This window comes from Mycolicibacterium litorale (assembly GCF_010731695.1).
In the GTDB taxonomy this organism is placed as follows: domain Bacteria; phylum Actinomycetota; class Actinomycetes; order Mycobacteriales; family Mycobacteriaceae; genus Mycobacterium; species Mycobacterium litorale.
The window spans coordinates 1,360,086-1,384,511 of the sequence record NZ_AP022586.1; the positions used below are offsets into that span (position 1 = coordinate 1,360,086).

The following is a 24,426-nucleotide window of genomic DNA, read 5'->3' on the forward strand; positions in this document are numbered from 1 at the left end:
AGCATAGGAGTGCGCGGCGGGCGGGGAACAAGAACCTGTCGGTGGCTGGTTCTACCCTGGTGAAATGGCTTTCGCTACCGAACACCCAGTGCTCGCGCATTCCGAGTACCGCCCTGTCGAGGCGATGGTGCGTACCGGCAACCGGTTCGAGGTGGTCAGCCCCTACCAGCCCGCCGGTGACCAGCCCGCGGCCATCGACGAGCTGGAACGCCGCATCAAGGCGGGGGAGCGCGACGTCGTCCTACTGGGCGCCACCGGCACCGGTAAATCGGCCACCACCGCGTGGCTGGTCGAACGGCTCCAGCGGCCGACACTGGTGATGGCGCCGAACAAGACGCTCGCCGCCCAGCTCGCCAACGAGTTGCGGGAGATGTTGCCGCACAACGCCGTCGAGTACTTCGTGTCGTACTACGACTACTACCAGCCCGAGGCGTACATCGCGCAGACGGACACCTACATCGAGAAGGACAGCTCGATCAACGACGACGTGGAGCGGCTACGGCACTCCGCGACGTCGAGCCTGCTGTCCCGGCGCGATGTCGTGGTGGTGGCATCGGTGTCCTGCATCTACGGCCTCGGCACGCCGCAGTCGTACATGGATCGCTCGGTGGAGCTGCGGGTCGGCGAGGAGGTTCCGCGCGACGCGCTGCTGCGCCTGCTGGTGGACGTGCAGTACACCCGCAACGACATGGCGTTCACCCGCGGCACCTTCCGGGTGCGGGGCGACACCGTCGAGATCATCCCGTCCTACGAGGAGCTGGCCGTCCGCATCGAGTTCTTCGGTGACGAGGTGGAGGCGCTGTACTACCTGCACCCGCTGACCGGGGACATCGTCCGGCGGGTCGATTCGCTGCGGATCTTCCCCGCGACCCACTACGTCGCCGGCCCGGAGCGGATGGCGCAGGCGATCTCGTCGATCGAGAAGGAACTCGAGGAGCGGCTGGCCGAACTCGAAGGTCAGGGCAAGCTGCTGGAGGCGCAGCGGTTGCGTATGCGCACCAACTACGACATCGAGATGATGCGCCAGGTCGGGTTCTGCTCCGGCATCGAGAACTATTCGCGCCACATCGACGGACGCGGTCCCGGCACGGCGCCGGCCACGCTGCTCGACTACTTCCCCGAAGACTTCCTCCTGGTCATCGACGAGTCCCACGTGACGGTGCCGCAGATCGGCGGCATGTACGAGGGCGACATGTCGCGTAAGCGCAACCTGGTCGACTTCGGTTTCCGGCTGCCGTCGGCCGTCGACAACCGGCCGCTGACGTGGGAGGAGTTCGCCTCCCGCATCGGGCAGACGGTGTACCTGTCCGCGACACCCGGCCCGTACGAGATGAGCCAGTCCGGCGGTGAGTTCGTCGAGCAGGTGATCCGCCCGACGGGCCTGGTGGATCCACAGGTGGTCGTCAAACCCACCAAGGGCCAGATCGACGACCTGATCGGCGAGATCCGCAAACGCACCGAGCGCGACGAGCGGGTGCTGGTCACGACGCTGACGAAGAAGATGGCCGAGGACCTCACCGACTACCTGCTCGAACTCGGCATCCGGGTGCGGTACCTGCACTCGGAAGTCGACACGCTGCGGCGCGTGGAGTTGCTGCGCCAGTTGCGGCTGGGAGAGTACGACGTGCTGGTCGGCATCAACCTCCTCCGCGAGGGCCTCGACCTGCCCGAGGTGTCGCTGGTCGCGATCCTCGACGCCGACAAGGAAGGGTTCCTGCGGTCGACGCGGAGCCTCATCCAGACCATCGGCCGCGCGGCGCGCAACGTGTCGGGAGAGGTGCACATGTACGCCGACAAGATCACCGATTCGATGCGTGAGGCGATCGACGAGACCGAACGCCGCCGCGCCAAGCAGATCGCCTACAACGAGGCGCACGGCATCGACCCGAAACCGCTGCGCAAGAAGATCGCCGACATCCTCGACCAGGTGTACCGCGAGGCCGAGGACACCGAGACCGTCGAGGTGGGCGGTTCGGGCCGCAACGCGTCGCGGGGTCGACGGGCGCCGGGCGAGCCGGGGCGCGCGGTGAGCGCAGGCATCGTCGAGGGCCGCGACACGTCGGCCATGCCGCGCGCGGAACTGGCCGATCTGATCAAGGACCTGACCGAGCAGATGATGACCGCGGCGCGCGACCTGCAGTTCGAACTGGCCGCCCGCATCCGCGACGAGATCCACGACCTCAAGAAGGAACTCCGCGGTATGGACGCTGCGGGCCTGAAGTGACGCGGGGTTGACCTCAACCGCGGTTGAGCCCCTAGCGTGTCGGCGTGGCTGACACCTCGCGCGTCTCGGTAGGTACGTGGCGCGATCTGCTGGGCCCGGCGCATCTGGGCGCCTCCACCGTGCTCGCGGGCGGGGTTCTGCTCTACGCCACCAACGAGTTCCTCACCATCAGCCTGATGCCGAGCGCCGTCGCCGACATCGGCGGTCAGCGGTTCTACGCGTGGGTGACGACGGTCTATCTGGTCGCGTCGGTGATCGCCGCGACGCTGGTGCACTCGCTGCTGATCCGTCTCGGCCCGCGCTGGGCGTACCTGTCCGGGCTGAGCGTGTTCGCCGCGGGCAGCCTGGGGTGTGCGCTGGCGCCGACCATGGAGTTGCTCCTGCTCGGCCGCACGGTGCAGGGCGCGGCAGGCGGCCTGCTCGCCGGCCTCGGATACGCGGTGATCAACACCGCCCTGCCGAGCCGGCTGTGGACCCGGGCGTCGGCGCTGGTGTCGGCGATGTGGGGTGTCGGTACGGTCGTCGGCCCTTCGGCCGGTGGGTTGTTCGCGCAGTTCGGCAGCTGGCGATGGGCGTTCGGCGTGCTGGTCGCGCTGACGGCGGCGATCGCGGTTCTGGTGCCCTACGCGCTACCGGGTCGCGGCGACGCCCGAGACCTGCCACGACTGCGCTTCCCGCTGTGGTCCCTTCTGCTGTTGGGCGGCGCGGCGCTGATGGTCAGCACGGCTGGGATTCCGCACGACGTGCGTGCCACCGCGGCGCTGCTGGGGGCGGGCGCGGCGCTCGTCGTGGTGTTCGTTGCCGTCGACCGTCGCGCCGCGGTTGCGGTGCTCCCGGCCAGCACCTTTCGATCCGGTCCGTTGAAGTGGATCTACGCGACGCTGGGGCTGCTGATGGCGGCCACCATGGTCGACATGTACGTGCCGCTGTTCGGTCAGCGGCTCGCCGGGATGGCTCCGGTGGTCGCGGGGTTCTTCGGCGCGGTGCTCTCGGTGGGGTGGACGGGAGGCGAGATCACCAGCGCCTCGCTGCGCCGCGTCCATGTGATCACCCGCACGGTCGCCGTCGCCCCGCTCGTCATGGCGGCCGGGCTGGCGCTCGGCATGTTCGCGCTGCGCGACGAGATGTCCTTGGGGTGGTCGGCGCTGTGGGCGGCCGGGCTGCTGGTCACGGGCACCGGCATCGGGATCGCGTGGCCGCATCTGTCGGCGTGGGCGATGAGCCGGGTGGACGATCCGGCGGAGGGACCCGCGGCGGCCGCGGCGATCAACACCGTGCAGCTCATCTGTGGAGCGTTCGGCGCGGGGTTGGCCGGTGTCGTCGTGAACCTCACCGATGCGGGCAACGCCACCGCCGCGCGCTGGCTGTTCGGTGCCTTCGCGTGTTTCGTGGCCCTCGGCGTCATCGCATCAACGCGAAGCTGCCGCGCGCCGGCGCGCTAGCCGAGGCGTCAGTCCGGGTCGTCGTCGATCTGCCGGATCGCGGTCACGCCGTCGATGGTGGCCAGCACCGACGCTGCGGCGAGGATCCGGTTGCCCGACAGAGTCAGCACCACGCCGGTGCGACCCGGACCCGCGCCCAGCGGTTCGCCGGGCACGTCGGCGGCGAGTTCGGCGAGCTGCCACTGCCGTCGGGCGCAGGCCTGCAGGAGTCGGGTGAGCACGCCCTGCCCCTCCCGGTAGGTGACGTGCAGGCGCACCGATCCGCTGAGCCGTGCGTTCAGACGCCGCGCGACCGGCATGAAACCCACGACGATCACGAAGTGCAAGGCGGTCACCAGACACGCCAGCAGCAGTAGCCCTGCGCCGGCGGCCATTCCGATCGCGGCGGATTCCCAGACCGCCGCCGCGGTGGTGAGACCGTGCACCGACCCACGCCGGAAGATGATGATGCCTGCGCCGAGAAAGCCGATGCCGGTGACGATCTGCGCGGCGACGCGGGACGGATCGACTTCGACCGTCCCGGTCGACAGCACGTCGTGGAAGCCGAACTTGCTCACCAGCAGAATGAGCGCCGAGGCCGTCCCGACGATCGTCTGTGTGCGCAAACCGGCACTCTTGCCCTGGATTTCGCGTTCGAGCCCGATCAGCGCGGTCAACCCGAACGCGACGAGTAAACCGATGATCTGCCGGGGTTCCTGGCCCGGCCCGCCGAAGAACGGATCCGCCGCCAGCATGAAATCCATAGCCGACCGTAACCGGGCGCCGCGGTCGACGAGAGGTGGCGCGCAGGGCCGGCCGGAATCACGATGAGCGAAAAGGTGGGCCGCGCAACCGGCGTGCGGCACAGTCGGTGTCGACGCGGGTGTGGCTGAGTGGCTAGGCACCGGCCTGCAAAGCCGTTTACACGGGTTCGAATCCCGTCATCCGCTCCAGCGCCCCACACGGGGCGAGGCCGTCATGGCTGTGATCTGGTGATCTGCGCCATGCTGAACTGCCACCGCTCGACCAGCCGGAACCCCCTGGTGCTCGCCACCCGGTAGGCCGCCGTGCTGCCGAGCCGGGGACCGGGGGCGAGCGCCTCGCCACGCTGATGCGGGGGGAGGGTCGCATCGCGCTCGGAGATCGTCCACAGCGACGGGCAGTCACCGAGATGTTCACCCCACGCGGCGATGGTCGCGTGCGCGTCCCACAGTGAGTCAAGCTCCGTCGCGCTGAAGAGCAGACCGGGGTCCTGCAACTTGCTGAAAGCGGCGGGTCGCGCCGCCTTCAGGGGGCCGATGAGCTTCCACGACGACGCCACGTCGAAAGCCAGGCAGTCGCCGGGCCGGGCGTGATGGGCGATGACGTCCGCCACCTGGCTGTAGTCCATGCGCTCCTTGGCGAACGGGGCACGCTGCATCACGTAGTTGAACGCGCCGGTGACCGCGAACAGCGCCACCAGACACACGATGCGGCGCCGCGACCGGGCGACGACGACGATGCACAACCCGATCAGCAGCGCGAGCGCGGGCGCGGTGAACGAGAGATACCGGGGTTGATAGATGGGTTGGCGGACAACCGAATACGCCAGCAGCGCCACGGTCGGGAAGACGATCCACACCACGGCCGTCACGGCCAGTGGCCAGTCGCGTGCCGCCGCGGCGTCGTCGTGTCGCCACCGACGTGCGGCCAGGACCGCCACGACCACGGTGAGGAGCGCGAACAGGAAGGCGTAGACGTGCGGGAAGTACTGTTCGACCGCCAGTTCCCCGAGTGTTCGGGTGCCGAGCGGGGGGATCCAGTCCACCTGTGAACTCTGCGATCGCGTGTAGATGACGAACGGCGCCATCAGCGCGGAGGTGACGGCCGAGGTGATCGCCCACGAGGTCAGCGCTCGGCGCGACGGCGACAGTGTGAGCGCTGCGGCGGCGAGCGGACCAATCATCAGGATGCAGAACACGTTCAGGGCGGTCGCCATTGCCAGGCACAGCGAGTAGGTCAGCCACAGCCACCGCTGATCACGGCGAAGCGCGGTGACACCGACCACCAGGAGCCACACGGCGGCGGCCATGGTGAATGCGTACGACCGTGCCTCGATTCCCGCTGCCGTCACCCGGGGGAGAACAGCAAACATCACGCCGGCGGTCAGTGCGACCGTTCGGGTGGACATCTGCTTGGCCAGTGCGACGACGCCGGCAGCCGCCACGCCCACCGCCAGTGCACTCGGCAAGCGCGACCAGAACTCGGACTCGGGAAAGACGGCGAACCACCCGTGCATCAGGAGGTAGTAGAGCCCGTGCACAGCGTCGATGTTGCGGGTCAGCTCCCAGAGTTCTGGCAACGATCGCGTACTACCCGAAATGGTTGCTGCTTCGTCGGCCCAGAACGAGGGGCGGCCCGACCCTGCGGCGCTGAGCGCGACCGCGAGTATCGCTATAACCACAGCATCTGACCGGTGCGACGGCCCCACGGTCCGATCGGATACGCCAGTGGTCTGGCTTCGGTTCAGTACAACGCTCAAGTCGTCAGCCCCCCAACGATTAGCTGGACACTATAAGCCAGCGACCCGTTCCGCTCGCGAAACGGCGTATCCGTCCCAACTGGAGGCGGGATCACGGCGTGTCAAGGCCTACAGCGGCTGAGGCCGCGCGTCATCGCGGCGATTCCGTTGCTTGTGCGAAGTAAACGGCGTGCCTACCTGCAGCGACCGCGCCCGGTCACCGAAGGACTTCTCATTCGCAACAGTTCGATAAACGCCAGAATTGTCGCGCCGGCCAATTCGCCGACCCGGCATACGTTCCCCCACGACGCACAGCGTCACCGGAAGCGCACAGAGAACTGAGGGAACATGTCGCGGACCACGAATCGATTGGGCGTCACCGCCCTGGCCACCGCAGGGGCCTGCTGGATCGTTCAGCTGTTCAACCCTGCGACGGCGATCGCTGACCCAGGGACCGCGAGTCCCGGCGTTCCGTGCGTCAACATCATGCAGCAACTGCTCACCGTCCCTGGTCGGTTGCCGCAGACACTGCCGGGAGCCAGCAGCGCCCTGACGAACACGACACCGCCGGCGGGTGGTCTGCCCCCGGCCGGCGCGACGAACGGCATCGCCAGCGCGACGCCGCCGTCGGTGGGAATTCCGCCGGCCGGGTCGCTCAACGGCATCGCGACCTCGACGCCGCCGTCGGTGGGGATTCCGCCCGCCGGGTCGTTGAACGGCACTGCGTCCGCGACGCCGCCGCGTCCGCCTGTTCCGCCGGCGGCCCGAGTCGACACGGCCAGCGGTGTCACGCCGCCGGTCCCGGGTGCGCCGGGTGTGCCGACGGCGACGACCGGTGCCGGGGCGACCCCGCCCGTGCCGGGTACGCCGGCTGTCCCGGCCGGCGGTGCGGGCGGGGGAGCGCTTCCGCCTGCTCCGGCGGCGCCGGTTGTTCCGGCGGGCGGTTCGGGTGGCGCCGGTGCGCCTGCCGCTCCGCCTGCTGCGCCCGCAGGTGTGGTTTCACCCGCCTCAGGCGTGGCGCCGGGCGCTCCGGTCGGCCCGCCCGCCGGTGTGGTTTCGCCGGCCTCGGGTGTGGCACCGGGCGCTCCGGCCGCGGGTCCGGGCGGCGCAGGCGCACCGGCTGCTCCGCCGGCCGTGCCCGCGGGTGTCGTCGAGCCCGCCGCCGGCGCCGCCCCGCCTGCTCCTCCGGCTCCGCCGGCTGGTGTGGTTGAGCCGGCTTCGGGGGTGGCGCCTCCGGCGCCGCCGGCTCCGGGTGGTCCGGCTGGTGGTTCGGGTGGCGGGGTGACGCCTCCGGCTCCTCCGGCTCCGCCGGCTGGTGTGGTTGAGCCGGCTTCGGGGGTGGCGCCTCCGGCTCCTCCGGCTCCGGGTGGTCCGGCTGGTGGTTCGGGTGGCGCGGTGACGCCGCCGGCTCCTCCGGCTCCGCCGGCTGGTGTGGTTGAGCCGGCTTCGGGGGTGGCGCCTCCGGCTCCTCCGGCTCCGGGTGGTCCGGCGGGTGGTTCGGGTGGCGCGGTGACTCCGCCTGCCCCTCCGGCTCCTGGTGGACCGAGCATCTCCTCGGTCGAGAACGCGACACCGCCGGCCCCGCCCGCTCCTCCTGCAGCGACCGTGGATTCAGCGAGCGGGGTGACACCTCCTGCTCCTCCGGCTCCCGGCGGACCGAGCATCTCCTCGGTCGAGAACGCGACACCGCCGGCCCCGCCCGCGCCCGGCGGACCTGCCATCAGCTCCGTCGAGAACGTGACGCCCCCGGCCCCGCCGGCACCCGGCGGTGGGTCGTCGAGCACGGTCGAGACCTTCTCGCCGCCTGCTCCGCCAGCACCTGTAACCCCTGCGGCGAACTCCGTGGAGAACGTGACGCCTCCGGCGCCTCCGGCTCCGGGTGGTGGGTCGTCGCGCACGGTCGAGACCTTCTCGCCGCCCGCTCCGCCGGCACCGGCGACTCCGGCCGCAAGCTCGGTGGAAAACGTTGTGCCGCCGGCTCCTCCGGCTCCGCCTGCTGCGGTGGTTGAGCCTGCTGGTGCGGTGGCGCCGCCGGCTCCTCCGGCTCCGCCTGCTGCGGTGGTTGAGCCTGCTGGTGCGGTGGCGCCGCCGGCTCCTCCGGCTCCGCCTGCTGCGGTGGTTGAGCCTGCTGGTGCGGTGGCGCCGCCGGCTCCTCCGGCTCCGCCTGCTGCGGTGGTTGAGCCTGCTGCGGGTGTGGTGCCGCCGGCTCCTCCGGCTCCGCCTGCTGCGGTGGTTGAGCCTGCTGCGGGTGTGGTGCCGCCGGCTCCTCCGGCTCCGCCTGCTGCGGTGGTTGAGCCTGCTGCAGGCGTGGCGCCGCCGGCGCCCGGAGCTCCCGGCGTCCCCGGTGGTGGCGCAGGGGGAGCGGCGACTCCTCCGGCGCCGCCTGCCCCGCCTGCTGCTGCGGTGCAGCCCGCCGCCGGTGTCGCGCCTCCGGCGCCGCCTGCCCCGCCTGCTGCCGCGGTGCAGCCGGCCGCCGCGGTTGCGCCTCCCGCTCCGCCCGCGCCTCCCGCCGCAGTTGTGCAGCCGGCCGCGGCAGTGGCTCCGCCTGCGCCTCCGGCCCCTCCGGTTCCGGTGGCCGCCTCGGTGCCTGTCGTCACGCCGCCTGCGCCTCCGGCGCCTCCGGCCGGTGGTTCCGGTGCGGTGAACGTCGTGACACCGCCTGCGCCGCCCGCGCCGCCGGCCAGCGGGTCGACGGCGGTCAACATCCCGACGCCTCCCTACCCGGGAGCCCCCGGTGCCTCGACCAGCGGTGCCAGCGGCACTCCGGGTGGGGTGCTCCCGCCGCTCGAGGGTGCGGCAGCGGTGTTCGACCGGCTGCTGCCGGGAGCTCCCACCCCGGGCGCTCCGGGTGCGCTGGCCAACGGCCCGTGGGATTTCATCCCGACGATCACGGTGCCGCAGATCCCGGGTCTGCCGGTTCCGCTGCCCACCGAGATCAAGCCGCCCAGCGACGGCATCTGCGCCGGCACCGGCGGTCTGTGGTCGGCAAGCGCCACCCCCGGCGTCACCCCGGCGCGGGGGCCGGCCACCAGTCCGGTGACCGACCGTCGCGACGGCTGGTGACCTGCCCCTAGGCAGACAGGGCGATCGGGCCCGGCGTGGTCACGCCGGGCCCGTCGCCGTCAGCGGGTCGCCGGGAGGCGGAGCAGAAGTCGCGCGCCGCCCATCGGACTTGTCTCCAATGATGCTGTGCCGCCGTGTAATTCGGCCTGTTGCGCGACGAGCGCCAACCCCAGCCCGGAACCGGATCGCGACGCGGTCGAGCCGCGCGAGAAGCGCTCGAAAACCAGCGTGCGTTCCTGTTCGGGCACGCCGCTGCCGTTGTCGTCGACGGCGATCTCGACGTCGTCACCGGAGCGGATCGCGCTCAACCGGACCTGGGTGGCGTCGCCGTGCTTGACGGCATTGGCGATCGCGTTGTCGATCACCAGGCGCAGGCCCGCGGGCAGGCCCAGTATCCGCACCGGCGCCGACGGCACCAGCGAGACGTCCAGACCCGGGTAGCTGCGCAGCGCATCGTGCGCCGCGCGGTCCAGTAGTTCGGTGATGTCGACCGGCACGTGATCCTCGGCCGTGGTCAGTTCGCCCTGGGCCAGCCGTTCGAGCGCGGTGAGCGTCGCCTCGATCCGGGTCTGCGTCCGCACCACGTCGCCGATCACTTCTTTGCGTTGTTCGTCGGTCATGTCGAGCGTCGACAGCACTTCGAGATTGGTGCGCATCGCCGTCAGTGGCGTCCGCAGCTCGTGCGATGCGACCGCGGCGAAGTCGCGGGCGGATTCCAGCGCCGCCTTCGTCCGCTGCTGCTCCTCGCCGATACGTGCCAGCATCCCCTCGACGGCCTCGGCGATCTCCGCGGCCTCCCACACGCCGCCGACCTGGACCTCGTCGGGTTTCGACTGCGCGTTGATGGCCCGGGCCTGCTGGGCCAACAACCGGAACGGGTTGATCATGATCAGCCACATCACCCAGCCGACGACCACGGTGCCGGCGATGACCCCGCCGCAGATCAGCACCACCCGCAGATGCAGCTGGTCGATGCGGCGCTGCGTCTCCGCCAGCGGTGCGCCCAGCGCGATGGTCGCGGGTCCGGCGGCGAATGTGCGCACCCGGTACTCGACACCGTCGATCGTCGTGTTCGCGTAACCGATGTCGAGTTTCGGCAGCACGATGTCCTCGGGCACCGAGACCGTCACCCCGCCGATCCGCGCGGTCCGCACCAGCGTGCGGTCGGGCAGCGGGTCGGTCGTCGACTCGCTGGGGTTCGCCGCGTTCAGCAGGGCGCCGAAATCGCCGAGACTCGTCACCGAGTCCAGCTCCCGATCCAGTTGGCTGTACTGGTCGTTCGTCACGCCGATCCACACCCAGGTGCCCAGCGTCAGCACCAGTACGACCACCGACAGCGCGGCGACGATCACGATGGTGCGCAACGACACGATCGGCATCGGCATCGGCATGAAGCGCCTCAGCCGTTCTTCGACGCGCACTATCGGCCCGGCTGCACGACGCCCGGCGGGCGGGGAGATGTCGCAGCGCTGTCCACGGCACTCATCTTGCCTGACCGGTTCGTCCCACTGCGGCGGCGTCCGGCATGATGCCCCGGTGCTAGGGCGAACTCTCGCGGACATCCTGACGACCCTCGACGTCGCACAGGTCGGTGACGACGAATTCGTCGCGACGCAGATGGACAATCCCGTGCACCACATCGTCGGCGGGCACATCGCGGCACAGGCGCTCATGTCGGCGAGCCGGACCGTGGCGGCCGACCGCAGCCCGCACAGCATGCACGTCTACCTGTTGCGTGCCGGTGACGCCCGGCGCCCAGTGCACTTCGAGATCACACGACTGCGCGACGGCGGTGTGCTTTCCTCGCGGCGGGTGCTCGCCCGCCAAGACGACCAGGTCCTCCTCGAAGCGCTCGCGTCGTTCACCGCCCCGATCGACAGCTTCGAACACCAGCAACCGATCCCGGACGTGCCTGCCCCGGAGTCGCTGCCGCCGGTGCAGGAGCAGTTGAGCGATTACGCGGGCGAACACCACGGACACTGGGTGCGCAAGCAACCGATCGACGTGCGTTACGTCGACCCGCCGGCCAGGCTGGCGCTCGATCTGCCCGACCCGTCGCCGCGCATCAGGTCGTGGTGGCGGCCGGCCGGACCGGTCCCCGCCGACCCCATCCTCAACAGCTGCCTGCTGACCTACGTGTCGGGCACCGCGCTGCTGGAGACCGCGATGGTGATGCGACGGACGACACCTGTCACCTCGTTCTCCGCGCTCATCGACCACGCCGTGTGGTTCCACCGGCCGGCCACCCTGACCGACTGGGTGCTCACCGACGCCGTCGCGCCCAGCGGTGTGCACGGGCGGGGACTGGCCACCGCCACGATGTACAACCGCAGCGGCGCGCTGGTCTGCACCGCGACCCAGGAGATCTACTTCGGCCGCGACCGCCGGGAATGAGGTCCTGTCACCGACCGTGACCCCGCATGAGTCCGGCGACGACGCGCAGATCGTCGGTCAGGGCCTCGAACGCCTGCTCGCGGTTCTCCGGCGGTCCCCGCAGCACCGACGACGGGTGCACCGTCGCCACCACCTGCGGGTCGATCGCGAATTCTCCGGCCGGCAGACCCAGCACCTCACCCCGGTGCTCCGTCAGCCGGAAGTCGTTGCCCAGCAATGCTTTCGCCGCAGTCGCACCGAGCAGCACCACGACGTCGGGGCGCACCGCATCGAGTTCGGCGAGCAGCCAGGGTCGGCACGCCACCACCTCGGTCCGGCTCGGCGTCTTGTGGATGCGCCGCTTGCCGCGTTCGGGCAGGGTGAACTTGAAGTGCTTGACGGCGTTGGTGACGTACACGCTGTCCCGGTCGATACCCGCGGCGACGAGCGCTTTGTCGAGCAGTTTGCCTGCCGGGCCGACGAACGGGGCGCCTGCTCTGTCCTCCTGGTCGCCCGGTTGCTCGCCGATGAGCATGACGGTCGCGGTGGCGCTGCCCTGACCGAACACGCTCTGCGTCGCATCGAGGTAGAGATCACACCCCTTGCATCCCTGTGCCGCATCCGCGAGCACCGACAGGTCGTCGGTGTCGGGAACGAACTCCTCTGCGCCGGGCACTTTCGTCGGCATGGTTGAGTACTACCCGCAGGGTGGTGCCGTCACGCCGCCGCAATGCGGATTTCGCTGTGCGCGGGTTGATCTGGATCACCGTGGCGGTCCCGGTGCGACGGTGCACGAGACCCGGCGGGGTTCGACGATTCGGTCACTGCGGCATCCGCCAACCGGTTGCCGGTCGCTACCATCGGTGCCGGTAGAACGTCGATAGCCGCACCGGTCTGGCTCGCCGGGTGTCGTCAATAGCACCCGTGTTCGTCGAGCGACGCGTTACTGTCTCGGGTGGCCTTGCAAATGACACTGGGAGGGTATGGATGAGCGCCTATCGCACCGTGGTGGTCGGCACCGACGGATCGGATTCGTCGCTGCGGGCAGTCGACCGCGCGGGCCAGATCGCTGCGGGGTCGGGCGCCAAGCTGATCGTCACCACCGCCTACTTCCCGCAGAGCGAGGATCAGCGCGCCGCCGACGTGCTCAAGGACGAGGGCTACAAGATGTCGGGCAACGCCCCGATCTACGCGATCCTGCGCGAGGCCCGCGACCGTGCCAAGGCCGCAGGCGCCGAGAACATCGAGGAGAAGGCGATCGTCGGTGCGCCCGTCGACGCGCTCGTCGAACTGGCCGAAGAGGTCAAGGCCGACCTGCTCGTGGTCGGCAACGTCGGTCTGAGCACGATCGCCGGACGGCTGCTCGGCTCGGTGCCCGCCAACGTCGCGCGGCGCTCGAAGACCGACGTCCTCATCGTGCACACCACGCCCTGATCTCGTCTTCCTGACCTCGTTCATTCCCGGCCTCCACGGTCGGCCCGAGTGCCACACTCGGGCTGACAGGGAGGTCCGGTATGACGACATCACTGCATCCCACCGGTATCTCGCCGCGGGAGAACGGCGCCCCGCCGCCGTACGTCCCGCTCGACGAGATCGACCTGGGCACGTTGGCCTTCTGGGAGTGGGACGACGACCGCCGTGACGGCGCGTTCGCGACGCTGCGCCGTGAGGCCCCGATCAGATTCTTCGAGGTGCCCGAGTTCGCCGGGTTCCCGGCCGGGCGCGGGCACTGGGCGCTGACCACCTACGACGACGTCCGCCACGCCAGCAGGCATCCCGAGGTCTTCAGTTCGATCCCCACCAGTACGGCGCTCAACGACGTTCCCGCGGAGATCGCCGAATACGTCGGATCGATGATCTCGCTCGACGATCCCCGTCATCTGCGGCTGCGTTCGATCGTCAACCGCGCGTTCACGCCGAAGATGCTGACGCGGATCGAGGAGAGCGTGCGGGACCGCGCCCGAGGGCTGGTCACCGACCTGATCGAGCATCATCGCGACGGGCGCGCCGACTTCGTCCAGTCCGTCGCCGGACCGTTTCCGCTGCAGATCATCTGCGACATGATGGGCATTCCCGAGGAGGACGAGGAGAAGATCTTCCGCTGGACCTCGATCGTGCTGTGCGGCGGCGACGAGGAGGTCGGGGGAGACCACGACACGATCGTCGGGGCGGTGCTGGCGCTGGGCGAATACGGCCTCGCCCTCGCCGAGGACCGCCGCGCCCGCCCGACCGACGACCTCACCACCAACCTGGTGCAGGCCGAGGTCGACGGCGAACGGCTCACCTCGGCGGAGATCGCCTCGTTCTTCATCCTGCTGTCCGCGGCCGGTAACGAGACCACCCGCAACGCGATCAGCCACGGTCTCGTCGCGCTGACCCGCTACCCGGAACAGCGCCGCCGGTGGTGGGAGGACTTCGACGCGGTCGCACCGACCGCCGTCGAGGAGATCGTCCGGTGGGGGTCACCGATCATCTTCATGCGCCGCAACCTCACCGAGGACGTGGAGCTGAGCGGCGTGCGAATGAAAGCGGGCGACAAGGTGTCGATGTGGTACAACTCCGCCAACCGCGACGAGCGCCGCTTCGGCAACCCCTGGCTGTTCGACGTGACGCGGTACCCCAACCCGCAGATCGGGTTCGGCGCAGGCGGCGCGCACTTCTGTCTCGGCGCGAACCTCGCCCGCCGGGAGATCCGGGTGCTCTACTCCGAATTGTGCCGTCAGGTGCCCGACATCGTCGCCGCCGACGAGCCGGCGATCCTGCGGTCGGCGTTCGTGCACGGCATCAAGCGCCTGCCGGTGGCCTGGACGGTGTGAGCCTCACCAGCCGCGCGTGCGCCACTCCTCGAGGTGCGGGCGCTCGGTACCGAGTGTGGTGTCGTCGCCGTGGCCGGGATAGACGACGGTCGAGTCCGGATAGACGTCGAACACCCGGCTGCTGACGTCGGAGAGCAGCTGTTCGAAGTCGCCCGGCTGCCACGTCTTGCCGACACCGCCGGGGAAGAGGCAGTCGCCGGTGAACAGGTGGACCGCATCGCCGGCGGCGGGGCCGCGCAGTGCCAGCGCCACCGAACCCGGGGTGTGCCCGCGCAGGTGGATGACGTCGAAGGTGAGGTCGCCGATCGTCAGGGTCTCGCCGCCGGCGAGGTAGCGGTCCGGAGTGACCGGCAGCGGTTCGGCGTCGAGTTCATGGGCGGCGGTGGGTGCGCCGGTCGACTCGGCCAGCGCTTCGAGCGCCTGCCAGTGGTCGAAATGCTGGTGTGTGGTGAGGATCATGGTGACCGTCGGGGCCAGTTGCGCGACGAGTTCGCGGAGTACGTCGGCGTCGTTGGCGGCGTCGATGAGTAGTGTTTCGCCGGTGCGGGAACAGGTCACCAAGTAGGCGTTGTTGTCCATGGGGCCCACCGACACCTTGACGATCGTCGCGCCGGGGAGCGTGCGCCTGGCCGCGGTCCGGGGTTCGACGTGTCCGGTGTAGTTGTCGTCGACGACTGTCATGGGAGCCACGGTAACGGGCTTGTCGGTAGGGACACCTAGCATGGATCAAAGTGTGTTGACCATGTCTGAGCCACGGAAGGACCGAGTTGGCTGACCGCCTGATCGTCAAGGGTGCGCGCGAGCACAACCTGCGAAGCGTCGACCTTGACCTACCGCGCGATGCCTTGATCGTGTTCACCGGCCTGTCCGGTTCCGGCAAGTCATCGCTGGCGTTCGACACGATCTTCGCCGAGGGGCAGCGCCGCTACGTCGAGTCGCTGTCGGCGTACGCCCGGCAGTTCCTCGGTCAGATGGACAAACCCGACGTCGACTTCATCGAAGGGCTGTCGCCCGCGGTGTCCATCGACCAGAAGTCGACCAACCGGAACCCGCGCTCCACCGTCGGCACCATCACCGAGGTCTACGACTACCTGCGCCTGTTGTACGCCCGCGCGGGCAGCCCGCACTGCCCGGTCTGCGGCGAGAAGATCGCCCGCCAGACGCCCCAGCAGATCGTCGATCAGGTGCTCGCGATGGACGAGGGGCTGCGGTTCCAGGTGCTCGCCCCGGTCGTGCGCACGCGCAAGGGCGAGTTCGTCGACCTGTTCGAGAAGCTGAACACCCAGGGCTACAGCCGTGTCCGCGTCGACGGGGTCGTCTATCCGCTGACCGAACCGCCCAAGCTCAAGAAGCAGGAGAAGCACGACATCGAGGTCGTGGTCGACCGGCTCACCGTGAAGGCCAGCGCCAAACAGCGGCTCACCGATTCGGTGGAGACGGCCCTGACCCTGGCCGACGGCATCGTCGTGCTCGAGTTCGTCGACCGCGAGGACGACCATCCGCACCGTGAGCAGCGGTTCTCCGAGAAGCTCGCCTGTCCGAACGGCCACCCGCTGGCCGTCGACGATCTGGAACCGCGGTCGTTCTCGTTCAACTCGCCGTACGGCGCCTGCCCCGAGTGCACCGGACTCGGCGTGCGCAAGGAGGTCGACCCGGAACTCGTCATCCCCGATCCGGATCTGACGCTGGCCGAGGGCGCGATCGCCCCGTGGTCGATGGGCCAGACCGCCGAGTACTTCACCCGGATGCTCACGGGTCTGGGCGAGTCGATGGGGTTCGACGTCGACACCCCGTGGAAGAAGCTGCCTGCCAAGGTGCGTCGCGCCATCCTCGAGGGCTGCGACGAGCAGGTGCACGTCAAGTACCGCAACCGCTACGGCCGCACCCGGTCCTACTACGCGGACTTCGAAGGCGTCATGGCGTTCCTCCAGCGCCGCATGGAGCAGACCGACTCCGAGCAGATGAAGGAGCGCTACGAGGGCTTCATGCGGGACGTGCCGTGCCCGGAGTGTGACGGCACCCGCCTCAAGCCGGAGATACTCGCGGTCACGCTGGCCGCCGGCGACCACGGCGCCAAGTCGATCGCCGAGGTGGCGGAGCTGTCGATCGCCGACTGTGCCGGCTTCCTCAACGCCCTCACGCTCGGCCCCCGCGAACAGGCGATCGCCGGTCAGGTGCTCAAGGAGATCCAGTCGCGGCTGGGCTTCCTGCTCGACGTCGGCCTGGACTACCTGTCGCTGTCGCGGGCCGCGGCCACGCTGTCCGGCGGTGAAGCCCAGCGGATCCGGCTCGCCACGCAGATCGGGTCGGGTCTGGTCGGTGTCCTCTACGTCCTCGACGAACCGTCGATCGGTCTGCACCAGCGCGACAACCGCCGGCTCATCGACACCCTGGTGCGGCTGCGCGAACTGGGCAACACCCTGATCGTCGTCGAACACGACCTCGACACCATCGCCCACGCCGACTGGGTCGTCGACATCGGCCCGGCGGCCGGTGAGCACGGCGGGCGCATCGTGCACAGCGGCACCTACAAGGAGTTGCTGCGCAACAAGGAGTCCCTGACCGGCGCCTACCTGTCGGGCCGCGAGAGCATCGAGGTCCCCGCGATCCGCCGCCCCACCGACCGCAAGCGCCAGCTCACCGTCATCGGCGCGCGCGAGCACAACCTCAAGGACGTCGACGTCGCGTTCCCGCTCGGGGTGCTGACGTCGGTCACCGGGGTGTCGGGCTCCGGGAAGTCGACGCTGGTCAACGACATCCTGGCGTCGGTGCTGGCCAACAAGCTCAACGGCGCTCGCCAGGTGCCCGGCCGGCACACCCGCATCAACGGGCTCGACCAGCTCGACAAGTTGGTGCGCGTCGACCAGTCACCGATCGGGCGGACCCCGCGGTCGAATCCGGCCACCTACACCGGCGTGTTCGACAAGATCCGGTCGCTGTTCGCGGCGACCACCGAGGCCAAGGTCCGCGGTTATCAGCCGGGGCGGTTCTCGTTCAACGTCAAAGGTGGTCGCTGCGAGGCGTGTTCGGGTGACGGCACCATCAAGATCGAGATGAACTTCCTGCCGGACGTGTACGTCCCGTGCGAGGTGTGCCACGGTGCGCGGTACAACCGCGAGACTCTCGAGGTGCACTACAAGGGCAAGACCATCGCCGAGGTGCTCGACATGTCGATCGAGGATGCCGCGGAGTTCTTCGAGCCGATCAGCTCGATCCACCGCTACCTCAAGACGCTGGTCGACGTCGGTCTGGGGTATGTGCGGCTCGGCCAGCCCGCGCCCACGCTGTCCGGCGGTGAGGCGCAGCGCGTGAAGCTCGCCGCCGAACTGCAGAAGCGGTCGACCGGGCGCACCGTGTACATCCTCGACGAGCCGACCACCGGCCTGCACTTCGAGGACATCCGCAAGCTGCTCAAGGTGATCAACGGTCTGGTCGACAAGGGCAACACCGTCATCGTGATCGAGCACAACCTCGACGTGATCAAGACCTCGGACTGGATCATCGACATGGGCCCGGAGGGTGGCGCGGGCGGCGGCACCGTGGTCGCGCAGGGCACCCCCGAGGATGTCGCGGCCCATCCCGGCAGCTACACCGGCCACTTCCTGGCGGAGATGCTCGACGTACCCGCGCCGGCTCCCAAACGGCGCAAGGTCAGCGCCTAGTCAGGGCGCGGTCAACCTTCGATCAGCGTTCCGACGCGGATACATGTGTGTGATCGAATTCAGGACGCGGCTACAGATCTGACTGTAATGTGGCGCCCTGCATTGCTTGCTCGAACGGTTGGTTCGCTAGAGGTACTCCCATGGAACGTGAATTGTCAACGGCATATAAACAATGGCTGCGGCTTAATCGTTGCCCTATATGCAACCGTTGGGCTTGGTTCTGCCACGAGTACGTCGATGGCGTGCGGATGGGCCTGACCTTCGGGCCCGCTCAACATCCATCGGCCGTCGCTGAGTGTCCAAAATGTAAAGGCACCTGGCCGGTCTGGGAGCGGGAACAAGTACTGGAGGTCTGTGAGACCGCAAGAGAGGTCACGTTCTCGCACGAGGAGGCGTTTACTCTCGACAATAGATCTGCTCGATCGTTGCTCAAGCGGACTAAGTCGATAGAACACCAATGGAGTCAGGTGTTGGAGATCGGCCGGGAAGAGAGTAAAGCTTCTGAGGTCAGCGCAAAGCTCCCAGTCGCAGGAATGGAATTCGGCGCGCTTGCCAAAAACACACTCTCGAGTACATACAAGATCACTGCCTCGCAGTCGCAGACCTTCACCGATACTTTGGAATTCGAGGTGCCACCCGGAGTCTCTCGCACGGTGACCCTGAAGTTCAAAAAGCTCTGGCAGTGCGGCCACGTTGTCCTTCGTGACCATCAAGGGGCCGAGATCGCTCGAGCGCCCTTCCGTGTGGTCGTTGGCCTAGACCTCGATGTTTCCCAGAATGACTCAACCTAACCGGCCACTTCCTGGCGGAGATGCTCGACGTGCCCGCGCCGGCTCCCAAACGGCGCAAGGTCAGCGCCTAGTCACCTCGTAGGCGTCGAGGTCGAAGCGGCGGGTCTGGTTGCGGAACCGGAACGTGAAGTCGGGCCACAGGGTGGTGTTGTTGCCGTGTGCGTCGAGGTACCAGCTCGCGCACTTGCCGGTCATCCACACCGACCCGTCGAGCGCCCGCTGCAGCCGTTCGTTGTAGACGTCGAGCGCATCCTGCTTCACCTCGACGGTGCGCAAACCCTGATCGCGCATGGTGTTCACCGCGTCGACGACGTAGTTGAGCTGCGATTCGATCATGTAGACCATCGAGCTGTGACCGAGGCCGGTGTTCGGGCCCACGAGCACGAACATGTTCGGGTAGCCGGCGACGGTGGTGCCCTTGTAGGCCCGCATGCCCTTGTCGGCGAACTTCTGGGTGAGGCTGGCGCCGTCGGCGCCGCAGACCGTGTCGAACATCGGGGAGTCGGTGACGTGGAAGCCCGTGGCCACCACGATGGCGTCGACCTCGCGGGCGGTGCCGTCGGTCGCGACGATGCGTCGGCCGTCGATCTCGCGGATGCCGTCGGTGACGAGGTCGACGTGGTCGCGGTCCAACGCCGGATACCACTCGTTGGAGATCAGCATCCGCTTGCAGCCGATGCGGAAGTTCGGGGTGACCTTGCGCCGCAGCGCCGGGTCCTTGATCTCGGTCCGGATCTTGGCCCGCGACAGCAGTTCGAACCCCTTCATCAGGTTGGGGTTCTTCGCCAGCCCGACGACCTGGACTTCTCGTCCGGCGTAGATGCCGGCCCGCGCGAGCCGCAGGAATCCCGGCACGTGGCGGAACGCCCACTGCTCGGCGCGGGTGAACGGCCGGTCGAACCGTGGCAGCAGCCAGGGTGCGGTGCGCTGGTACACGTCGAGGTGCGCGACCCGGTCGGCGATCGCGGGCACGATCTGAATGGCCGAGGCGCCGGTGCCGATGACGGCGACACGCTTGCCGGTCAGATCCGCGTCGTGATTCCAGCGTGCGGAGTGGAACATCTCGCCACCGGCCGCTCTGAAGTCCTCGATGCCCGGAATGTCGGGCAGTGACGGTTCGGCCAGCGAGCCGAACGCGGTGATCAGCACGTCGGCGGTGGCCGGCCCGCTGTCGGTCATCAGTTCCCAGCGTGCCTCGGTGGGATTCCAGGTGGCGCGGTTGACGGTGCAACCGAAGCGGTGCCGGTCGAGGACGCCGTAGCGTTCGGCGACCTCGCGCAGGTACTTCTCGATCTCCGGCTGGGCGGAGAACGAGCGGGTCCAATTCGGGTTCAGCGCAAAGGAATACGAGTACAGGTGCGATGGGACGTCGCATGCGGCGCCCGGGTACGTGTTGTCCCGCCACGTCCCGCCGACGTCGGGGCCCCGCTCGAAGACGACGAAATCCCGGTGGCCTGCCTGCTGCAGTCGGATCGCGGCGCCGAGGCCGGAGAACCCACTGCCGATGATCGCGATCTTCACCGCAACCCCTTCCGTCGGTGGGCGTAGGTTAGCCAACCCGATCCGGTTCGAACCCTGCTTTCATCACCGGCGACGGAAATCGGGGGCTCACCCGCGCGCCGTCCAGCCACGCGGTCAGGTCGTCGGCGCGTCGTTCGAGCGCTTCGGTGCCGTCGCGACCGATGTCTTCGAGTAGACGCACGACCACCCGGCCGTCCTCGTCCTGACCCCATCCCCCGACGATGCGGCCGTTCCACCAGGCGGTCGGACCGCCGTTGCCGTTCCTGTCGAACACCAGAGCGCGGTGCGGACCCAGATACCAGTCACGGTCGTACCAGCCCATGGTCGTCACGTCGAGGCCCGGCAGCAGCGCCGCCCACGGTTCGGGCTCGGGTTCGGGCTCCAGGTCGTCCGGCAGCACGTATCCGGTGCCGCCGTCCAAGCCGACCTCCACCGCACCGAGGCTCTGCAGGGTCTGGCGCGCCCAGGTCAGGGTGTGGCCGAACCACCATTTGACGTCGGTGACGGTGGCCGGGCCGAACGTGCGCAGCCAGCCTCCGACCGCGTGCAGGGCCGCCTCGTGCGCCGATACGGGCGCAACGGCGTCGTCGAGCCAGTCGTCACGCAGGGTCCAGCGGGGGCGGCTGACCGCCCATCCACCGTCGTTCGGGCCGCGGACGACCTCGCCGCGTACACCCAGCACCGTGAGCACGCGGGGCCCCAGCGGCGTCGCACCGCCCCAGGTCTTCCCGGGCGCCGGATCGTGGCTTCCTGCGAGTTCGGGCAGCGCTTCGCGCAACTCGCGCGCACTGGCCGGCCCATGCCGGCGCAGGTGGTCCAGTACCGCCGCGCAGGCGGCGTCGAGCCACACCGCACCGTCGGTCGCGACACCGGATTTCTCGGCGTCCGCGATGAGTCGACGGCGCTCGTTGGCGGCGACGCGATCGCTGGCCGCGGTCTGGATGACCGGCAGCTGGTCGCTGCGCACCACCCACAGCGTGCGCCGCATCGCCAGGTGTTTGACGACGGTTCTGCGGTCGTACAGCGCGGTGTCGAGGTGGTCGCGGCGAAAGCCCGGCACCCGCGCCCACAGCGTCAGGTAGGGAGTGGCTGGGTCGGTCGCGTGCAGTCCGACCATCTGCATGACGACCTCGTCGATCGAGGCGGCGCGGTGCTCAGGGCTGAGGAAGTGCCTGCGCCCCAGCCTGGCCCGGCGTTCGGCGGGCGTGAAAGAGCGCAGGGCTCAGTCCTTTTCGCGGTGTTCGCCGTGCATCTGGGCACGGATCTGGGCCAGCCGTTCGGCGGCCGCGCGTTGCCGTTGTTCGTACTGTTCGTCGGCGTCGCGGCCTTCGGGCGTCTCGGCGGCCAGTTCGGCGGCGCCGACCGCGCTGCCGTAGCGGCCCTCGATCTTCTCGCGCACCGAGTCGAACGTGGGCACGCCGCCCGGGGTGTATCCGGTGTCGAGGGCTTCGGCGGGCGGGGGCGGCGGCGCGGGTGTGGGCTCCGGAGCAGCCTGCGGTTCGTCGGCCATGCCGTCACCGTACTCGCGATGGGTGACAGAGGGACCCGTTCAGTGCGCGGCGCAGCCGACGTCGATGACCACTTTGCCGGTCGCGGTGCGGTTTTCGACGGCGTCGTAGGCGTCGTCGACGTCGGCGAGGGTGTACGCCCGCTCATCCAGGCGCGGTGTGAGAAGCCCTGATTCGGCCAGCAGCTTCGCGGCGCGCAGCACCTCGCCGTGGTGTTCGCGACGCTGCCCGGTCAGCAGGGGAGACAGGGTGAAGACGCCGGAGTAGGTCGCGTTGCGGAAAGACAGTGGGGCGAGGCTGTGACTGCCCCATCCGAGGGCGCTCACCACCCGGCCGGTGACGGCTTTGACCGCGTGGAAGGAGTCGTCGAGCGTCGCGCCGCCGACGGTGTCGAACACGACGTCGAAGCCCCGGCCGCCCGTATGGGTGTCCACGTAGTCGGCAACCGGCGTCGCGGTGTAGTCGATGGCGGTCGCACCTGCCGCGGCGATGGCCGCCTGGCTGGCGGCACTTCCCGTCGCGTAGACGGTCGCGCCCCGCGACGTGGCTAGCTGGACGGCGATGTTGCCGACCCCGCCCGCCCCGCCGTGCACCAGCACCTGCTGTCCCTGACGCACGGCGGCGTGGTCGACGAGCGCTTCCCAGGCGGTGATGAATGCCAGCGGCAGCGCGGCGGCCTGCCTCATCGACAGTGTGCGGGGTTTGGGGGCGAGCAGTCGCGAGTCGACCGCGATGTACTCCGCGAGGCTGCCCTGGATACCGCCGACGCCCCCGGTCATCCCGAACACCTCATCGCCGGGATGGAACCGGTCGACATCCTCGCCGACCGAGACCACGACACCGGCCGTGTCGATCCCCGGCACGGCCGGTGGAGTGGTCTGCGCGTGCGCCGCCTGTCCTCGCCGGACCTTCGTGTCCAGCGGATTGACGGCGCTGGCCATCACCTGGACGAGTACTTCTCCGGGCCCAGGTGCCGGCACGGGCATGTCGACGACGGTCAGCGGAGTGCCGAATGCGGTCAGGACTGCCGCGCGCATGTACATGACACTCTCCTCGGGAATCACCGCGGACGGGTGATGCTGTGGGTTCGTGTCGTAAGAACGCCGATTTCGCTGTGCGGCATCCGGACGGCGGTCAGCCTGGTCCGGGTGCATCCCTCGGCTGATGGTCGGCCGCCTCCAGAACCGACGCCGTGACCTGCGGTTTCGGCAGCGGCGTGGGCGCGACCCCGGGCGTGCCGAGTCGGCCAGCCAGCCACGGCAGCGCGGCGGCGAACGCCTGGTCGGCGAACGGCCAGTCGTGCATCCCGGGCTGCACGGCGACCGCGCAGTCGATGCCATGGGCGGCGCCGAGCGCGCACAGGGTGTTGGCGGCCGCCGTCTGTTCCGGGCCGGCGCTGTTCGTGTCGAACCAGCCCGCGACGTCGGTGTAGCGGCCGTGCCGGGTCATCACGGTCGCGGGGTCGTAGGCGGCCCAGGCCGCCGCGTTGCCGCCGTAGAGCCGGGCGATCGTCTGTGCCTTCGTCCCCGCATTCGGCGTGAGGTCCCCCGCGATGTCCTCGAAGGCGCTGAACAGTTCGGGATGCATGACGCTGAGATCGACCGCGCACGTCCCGCCCATCGACCACCCCACGATGCCCCAGTCCGACCGGTGAGCGCTCACTCCGAAGTGCGAGATCACGTACGGCCGAACATCCTCGGTGAGGTGGTCGGCGCTGTTGCCGCGGCTGCCGTCGACGCATTCGGTGTCGTTGTTGAACGCGCCGCCGGCGTCGGCGAACACCAGCACCGGCGCATAGCCGTGGTGCGCGGCGGCGAACGCGTCCGCGGTGGCCACCGCATTGCCCGCCCGCACCCAGTCGGCGGGGGTGTTGAACTCGCCGCCGATCATCATCACCGCGGGCAGCCGCGGCGGGGGATTGCTGGCGTACCAAGCGGGCGGCAGGTACACCAGTTCGCCCCGGTGCCGGAAACCCGATGCGCTGTCGGCGATCTGAACCGGGACGACGGTGCCGTCGGCGGGGATCACGTGCCGCTGCTGCATGGCGGTGACGGTCGCCGGGTCGACCTGGTCGCGTAACGGCCCGGCGGTCAACTGATTCCAGGCGATCTGGACGGTGGGGAAGTAGCCGGTCCACGTGTTCACCGCGAGAGCCACGGCGAGTAGGCACATCGGCACCGCCGCCAGCGACACTCCGCGGCGCCACCACGCGGCGTGCCGCCACCCGGCGAACAGGACGGCGAGCGCGGTACCGGACAGGCCGATCCACCACCACAGCGACTGCGGCGCAGGCTCACCGGCGAGTCCCTGGGAGTCGACGTACCAATAGGCGATGACCGCCGACATGGCCCCGACGAACACCGCCCATGACACCCACAGCCACCACATCGGCCGGGTGCGCCGGATCACGACCATGGCCAGCAGGACCGCGGCCGCGATCTGCACGGTCACCGGGATCCAGCCGTGCATCAGGGACAGATGAGGACGCAGCAATCCGCCGAGGCTCACGGCTCACATGGTGGCCGCCGGACCTTGGCGTGCGCTGTG

Annotated in this window: 20 protein-coding genes and 1 tRNA gene; 10 read left to right on the forward strand and 11 right to left on the reverse strand. The window is 69.3% G+C overall.

What is annotated here, in order from left to right; translation table 11 throughout:
* Positions 1-64 precede the first annotated feature (64 nt).
* A complete protein-coding gene (gene uvrB / locus G6N30_RS06345) occupies positions 65-2,224 on the forward strand; it encodes an excinuclease ABC subunit UvrB (protein ID WP_134060514.1) in 2,160 nt (719 codons plus the stop codon).
* Between the two features lie 44 nt (positions 2,225-2,268).
* Positions 2,269-3,666, forward strand: a complete 1,398-nt coding sequence (locus G6N30_RS06350) for an MFS transporter (protein ID WP_134060515.1) — start codon at positions 2,269-2,271, stop codon at positions 3,664-3,666.
* A gap of 8 nt (positions 3,667-3,674) precedes the next feature.
* On the opposite strand, the gene G6N30_RS06355 is transcribed toward G6N30_RS06350, so the two are convergent.
* Positions 3,675-4,409, reverse strand: coding sequence for an MgtC/SapB family protein (locus G6N30_RS06355; RefSeq protein ID WP_134060516.1), 735 nt, complete (start codon positions 4,407-4,409; stop codon positions 3,675-3,677).
* A 115-nt stretch (positions 4,410-4,524) separates the two neighbouring features.
* Between G6N30_RS06355 and G6N30_RS06360 the strand changes: the two genes are divergently transcribed.
* Positions 4,525-4,598: transfer RNA gene (locus tag G6N30_RS06360), tRNA-Cys, on the forward strand.
* Between the two features lie 23 nt (positions 4,599-4,621).
* Here G6N30_RS06360 and G6N30_RS06365 read toward each other — a convergent pair.
* The gene (locus G6N30_RS06365) at positions 4,622-5,986 is read right to left on the reverse strand and encodes a glycosyltransferase family 39 protein (RefSeq protein ID WP_234880345.1); all 1,365 of its coding nucleotides are present in this window, start codon (positions 5,984-5,986) and stop codon (positions 4,622-4,624) included.
* A 572-nt stretch (positions 5,987-6,558) separates the two neighbouring features.
* The gene (locus G6N30_RS27150) at positions 6,559-8,043 is read right to left on the reverse strand and encodes a hypothetical protein (protein ID WP_244964987.1); all 1,485 of its coding nucleotides are present in this window, start codon (positions 8,041-8,043) and stop codon (positions 6,559-6,561) included.
* A 68-nt stretch (positions 8,044-8,111) separates the two neighbouring features.
* Between G6N30_RS27150 and G6N30_RS27155 the strand changes: the two genes are divergently transcribed.
* Together G6N30_RS27155 and G6N30_RS27160 are read left to right on the forward strand one after the other, a co-directional pair.
* The gene (locus G6N30_RS27155) at positions 8,112-8,789 is read left to right on the forward strand and encodes a hypothetical protein (RefSeq protein ID WP_244964991.1); all 678 of its coding nucleotides are present in this window, start codon (positions 8,112-8,114) and stop codon (positions 8,787-8,789) included.
* Positions 8,790-8,794: 5 nt separating this feature from the next.
* Positions 8,795-9,208, forward strand: a complete 414-nt coding sequence (locus G6N30_RS27160; protein ID WP_234880346.1) for a hypothetical protein — start codon at positions 8,795-8,797, stop codon at positions 9,206-9,208.
* 59 nt (positions 9,209-9,267) lie between these two features.
* Here the strand turns inward: G6N30_RS27160 and G6N30_RS06375 are convergent, their stop codons facing one another.
* Positions 9,268-10,599: a sensor histidine kinase gene (locus tag G6N30_RS06375; RefSeq protein ID WP_234880347.1), complete on the reverse strand. Its 1,332-nt coding sequence runs from the start codon at positions 10,597-10,599 to the stop codon at positions 9,268-9,270.
* 145 nt (positions 10,600-10,744) lie between these two features.
* Here G6N30_RS06375 and G6N30_RS06380 point away from each other — a divergent pair, with 145 nt between their 5' ends.
* The gene (locus G6N30_RS06380; protein ID WP_234880348.1) at positions 10,745-11,602 is read left to right on the forward strand and encodes an acyl-CoA thioesterase; all 858 of its coding nucleotides are present in this window, start codon (positions 10,745-10,747) and stop codon (positions 11,600-11,602) included.
* Positions 11,603-11,609: 7 nt separating this feature from the next.
* Here G6N30_RS06380 and G6N30_RS06385 read toward each other — a convergent pair whose 3' ends face one another.
* On the reverse strand, positions 11,610-12,269 hold the full coding sequence (locus tag G6N30_RS06385; protein WP_134060520.1) for a UdgX family uracil-DNA binding protein: 660 nt from the start codon (positions 12,267-12,269) through the stop codon (positions 11,610-11,612).
* Positions 12,270-12,568: 299 nt separating this feature from the next.
* Here G6N30_RS06385 and G6N30_RS06390 point away from each other — a divergent pair, with 299 nt between their 5' ends.
* Positions 12,569-13,015 carry a universal stress protein gene (locus tag G6N30_RS06390; RefSeq protein ID WP_134060521.1) on the forward strand — a complete coding sequence of 149 codons (447 nt, stop codon included), beginning with the start codon at positions 12,569-12,571 and terminating at the stop codon, positions 13,013-13,015.
* Positions 13,016-13,095: 80 nt separating this feature from the next.
* On the forward strand, positions 13,096-14,397 hold the full coding sequence (locus G6N30_RS06395) for a cytochrome P450 (protein ID WP_134060522.1): 1,302 nt from the start codon (positions 13,096-13,098) through the stop codon (positions 14,395-14,397).
* 3 nt (positions 14,398-14,400) lie between these two features.
* Here G6N30_RS06395 and G6N30_RS06400 read toward each other — a convergent pair whose 3' ends face one another.
* On the reverse strand, positions 14,401-15,078 hold the full coding sequence (locus tag G6N30_RS06400; RefSeq protein WP_134060523.1) for an MBL fold metallo-hydrolase: 678 nt from the start codon (positions 15,076-15,078) through the stop codon (positions 14,401-14,403).
* Between the two features lie 86 nt (positions 15,079-15,164).
* Between G6N30_RS06400 and uvrA the strand changes: the two genes are divergently transcribed.
* On the forward strand, positions 15,165-18,059 hold the full coding sequence (uvrA, locus tag G6N30_RS06405; protein ID WP_134060524.1) for an excinuclease ABC subunit UvrA: 2,895 nt from the start codon (positions 15,165-15,167) through the stop codon (positions 18,057-18,059).
* Positions 18,060-18,199: 140 nt separating this feature from the next.
* Positions 18,200-18,850 carry a hypothetical protein gene (locus G6N30_RS06410; protein ID WP_134060525.1) on the forward strand — a complete coding sequence of 217 codons (651 nt, stop codon included), beginning with the start codon at positions 18,200-18,202 and terminating at the stop codon, positions 18,848-18,850.
* A gap of 60 nt (positions 18,851-18,910) precedes the next feature.
* Here the strand turns inward: G6N30_RS06410 and G6N30_RS06415 are convergent, their stop codons facing one another.
* The 5 genes from G6N30_RS06415 to G6N30_RS06435 all read right to left on the reverse strand — a co-directional run bounded on the left by G6N30_RS06415 (position 18,911) and on the right by G6N30_RS06435 (position 24,348).
* Complete coding sequence (locus tag G6N30_RS06415; RefSeq protein ID WP_134060526.1) at positions 18,911-20,371, reverse strand: flavin-containing monooxygenase; 1,461 nt, start codon at positions 20,369-20,371, stop codon at positions 18,911-18,913.
* A gap of 28 nt (positions 20,372-20,399) precedes the next feature.
* Positions 20,400-21,590 carry a winged helix DNA-binding domain-containing protein gene (locus G6N30_RS06420; RefSeq protein ID WP_166674629.1) on the reverse strand — a complete coding sequence of 397 codons (1,191 nt, stop codon included), beginning with the start codon at positions 21,588-21,590 and terminating at the stop codon, positions 20,400-20,402.
* 3 nt (positions 21,591-21,593) lie between these two features.
* Positions 21,594-21,881: a hypothetical protein gene (locus tag G6N30_RS06425; protein WP_134060527.1), complete on the reverse strand. Its 288-nt coding sequence runs from the start codon at positions 21,879-21,881 to the stop codon at positions 21,594-21,596.
* Between the two features lie 39 nt (positions 21,882-21,920).
* Positions 21,921-22,922, reverse strand: a complete 1,002-nt coding sequence (locus G6N30_RS06430) for a zinc-dependent alcohol dehydrogenase family protein (protein WP_234880349.1) — start codon at positions 22,920-22,922, stop codon at positions 21,921-21,923.
* A gap of 91 nt (positions 22,923-23,013) precedes the next feature.
* Positions 23,014-24,348 carry an alpha/beta hydrolase gene (locus G6N30_RS06435; RefSeq protein WP_134060572.1) on the reverse strand — a complete coding sequence of 445 codons (1,335 nt, stop codon included), beginning with the start codon at positions 24,346-24,348 and terminating at the stop codon, positions 23,014-23,016.
* Positions 24,349-24,426: the final 78 nt, after the last annotated feature.

Coding starts and splice junctions, on each gene's coding strand:
- G6N30_RS06425 (WP_134060527.1), bottom strand. CDS start 21,881: ATGGCCGACGAACCGCAGGCTGCTCCGGAGCCCACACCCGCGCCGCCG.
- G6N30_RS06400 (WP_134060523.1), bottom strand. CDS start 15,078: ATGACAGTCGTCGACGACAACTACACCGGACACGTCGAACCCCGGACC.
- G6N30_RS06375 (WP_234880347.1), bottom strand. CDS start 10,599: ATGCCGATGCCGATGCCGATCGTGTCGTTGCGCACCATCGTGATCGTC.
- G6N30_RS06410 (WP_134060525.1), top strand. CDS start 18,200: ATGGAACGTGAATTGTCAACGGCATATAAACAATGGCTGCGGCTTAAT.
- G6N30_RS06385 (WP_134060520.1), bottom strand. CDS start 12,269: ATGCCGACGAAAGTGCCCGGCGCAGAGGAGTTCGTTCCCGACACCGAC.
- G6N30_RS06390 (WP_134060521.1), top strand. CDS start 12,569: ATGAGCGCCTATCGCACCGTGGTGGTCGGCACCGACGGATCGGATTCG.
- G6N30_RS06395 (WP_134060522.1), top strand. CDS start 13,096: ATGACGACATCACTGCATCCCACCGGTATCTCGCCGCGGGAGAACGGC.
- G6N30_RS06355 (WP_134060516.1), bottom strand. CDS start 4,409: ATGGATTTCATGCTGGCGGCGGATCCGTTCTTCGGCGGGCCGGGCCAG.
- G6N30_RS06435 (WP_134060572.1), bottom strand. CDS start 24,348: ATGCACGGCTGGATCCCGGTGACCGTGCAGATCGCGGCCGCGGTCCTG.
- uvrB (WP_134060514.1), top strand. CDS start 65: ATGGCTTTCGCTACCGAACACCCAGTGCTCGCGCATTCCGAGTACCGC.
- G6N30_RS06430 (WP_234880349.1), bottom strand. CDS start 22,922: ATGTACATGCGCGCGGCAGTCCTGACCGCATTCGGCACTCCGCTGACC.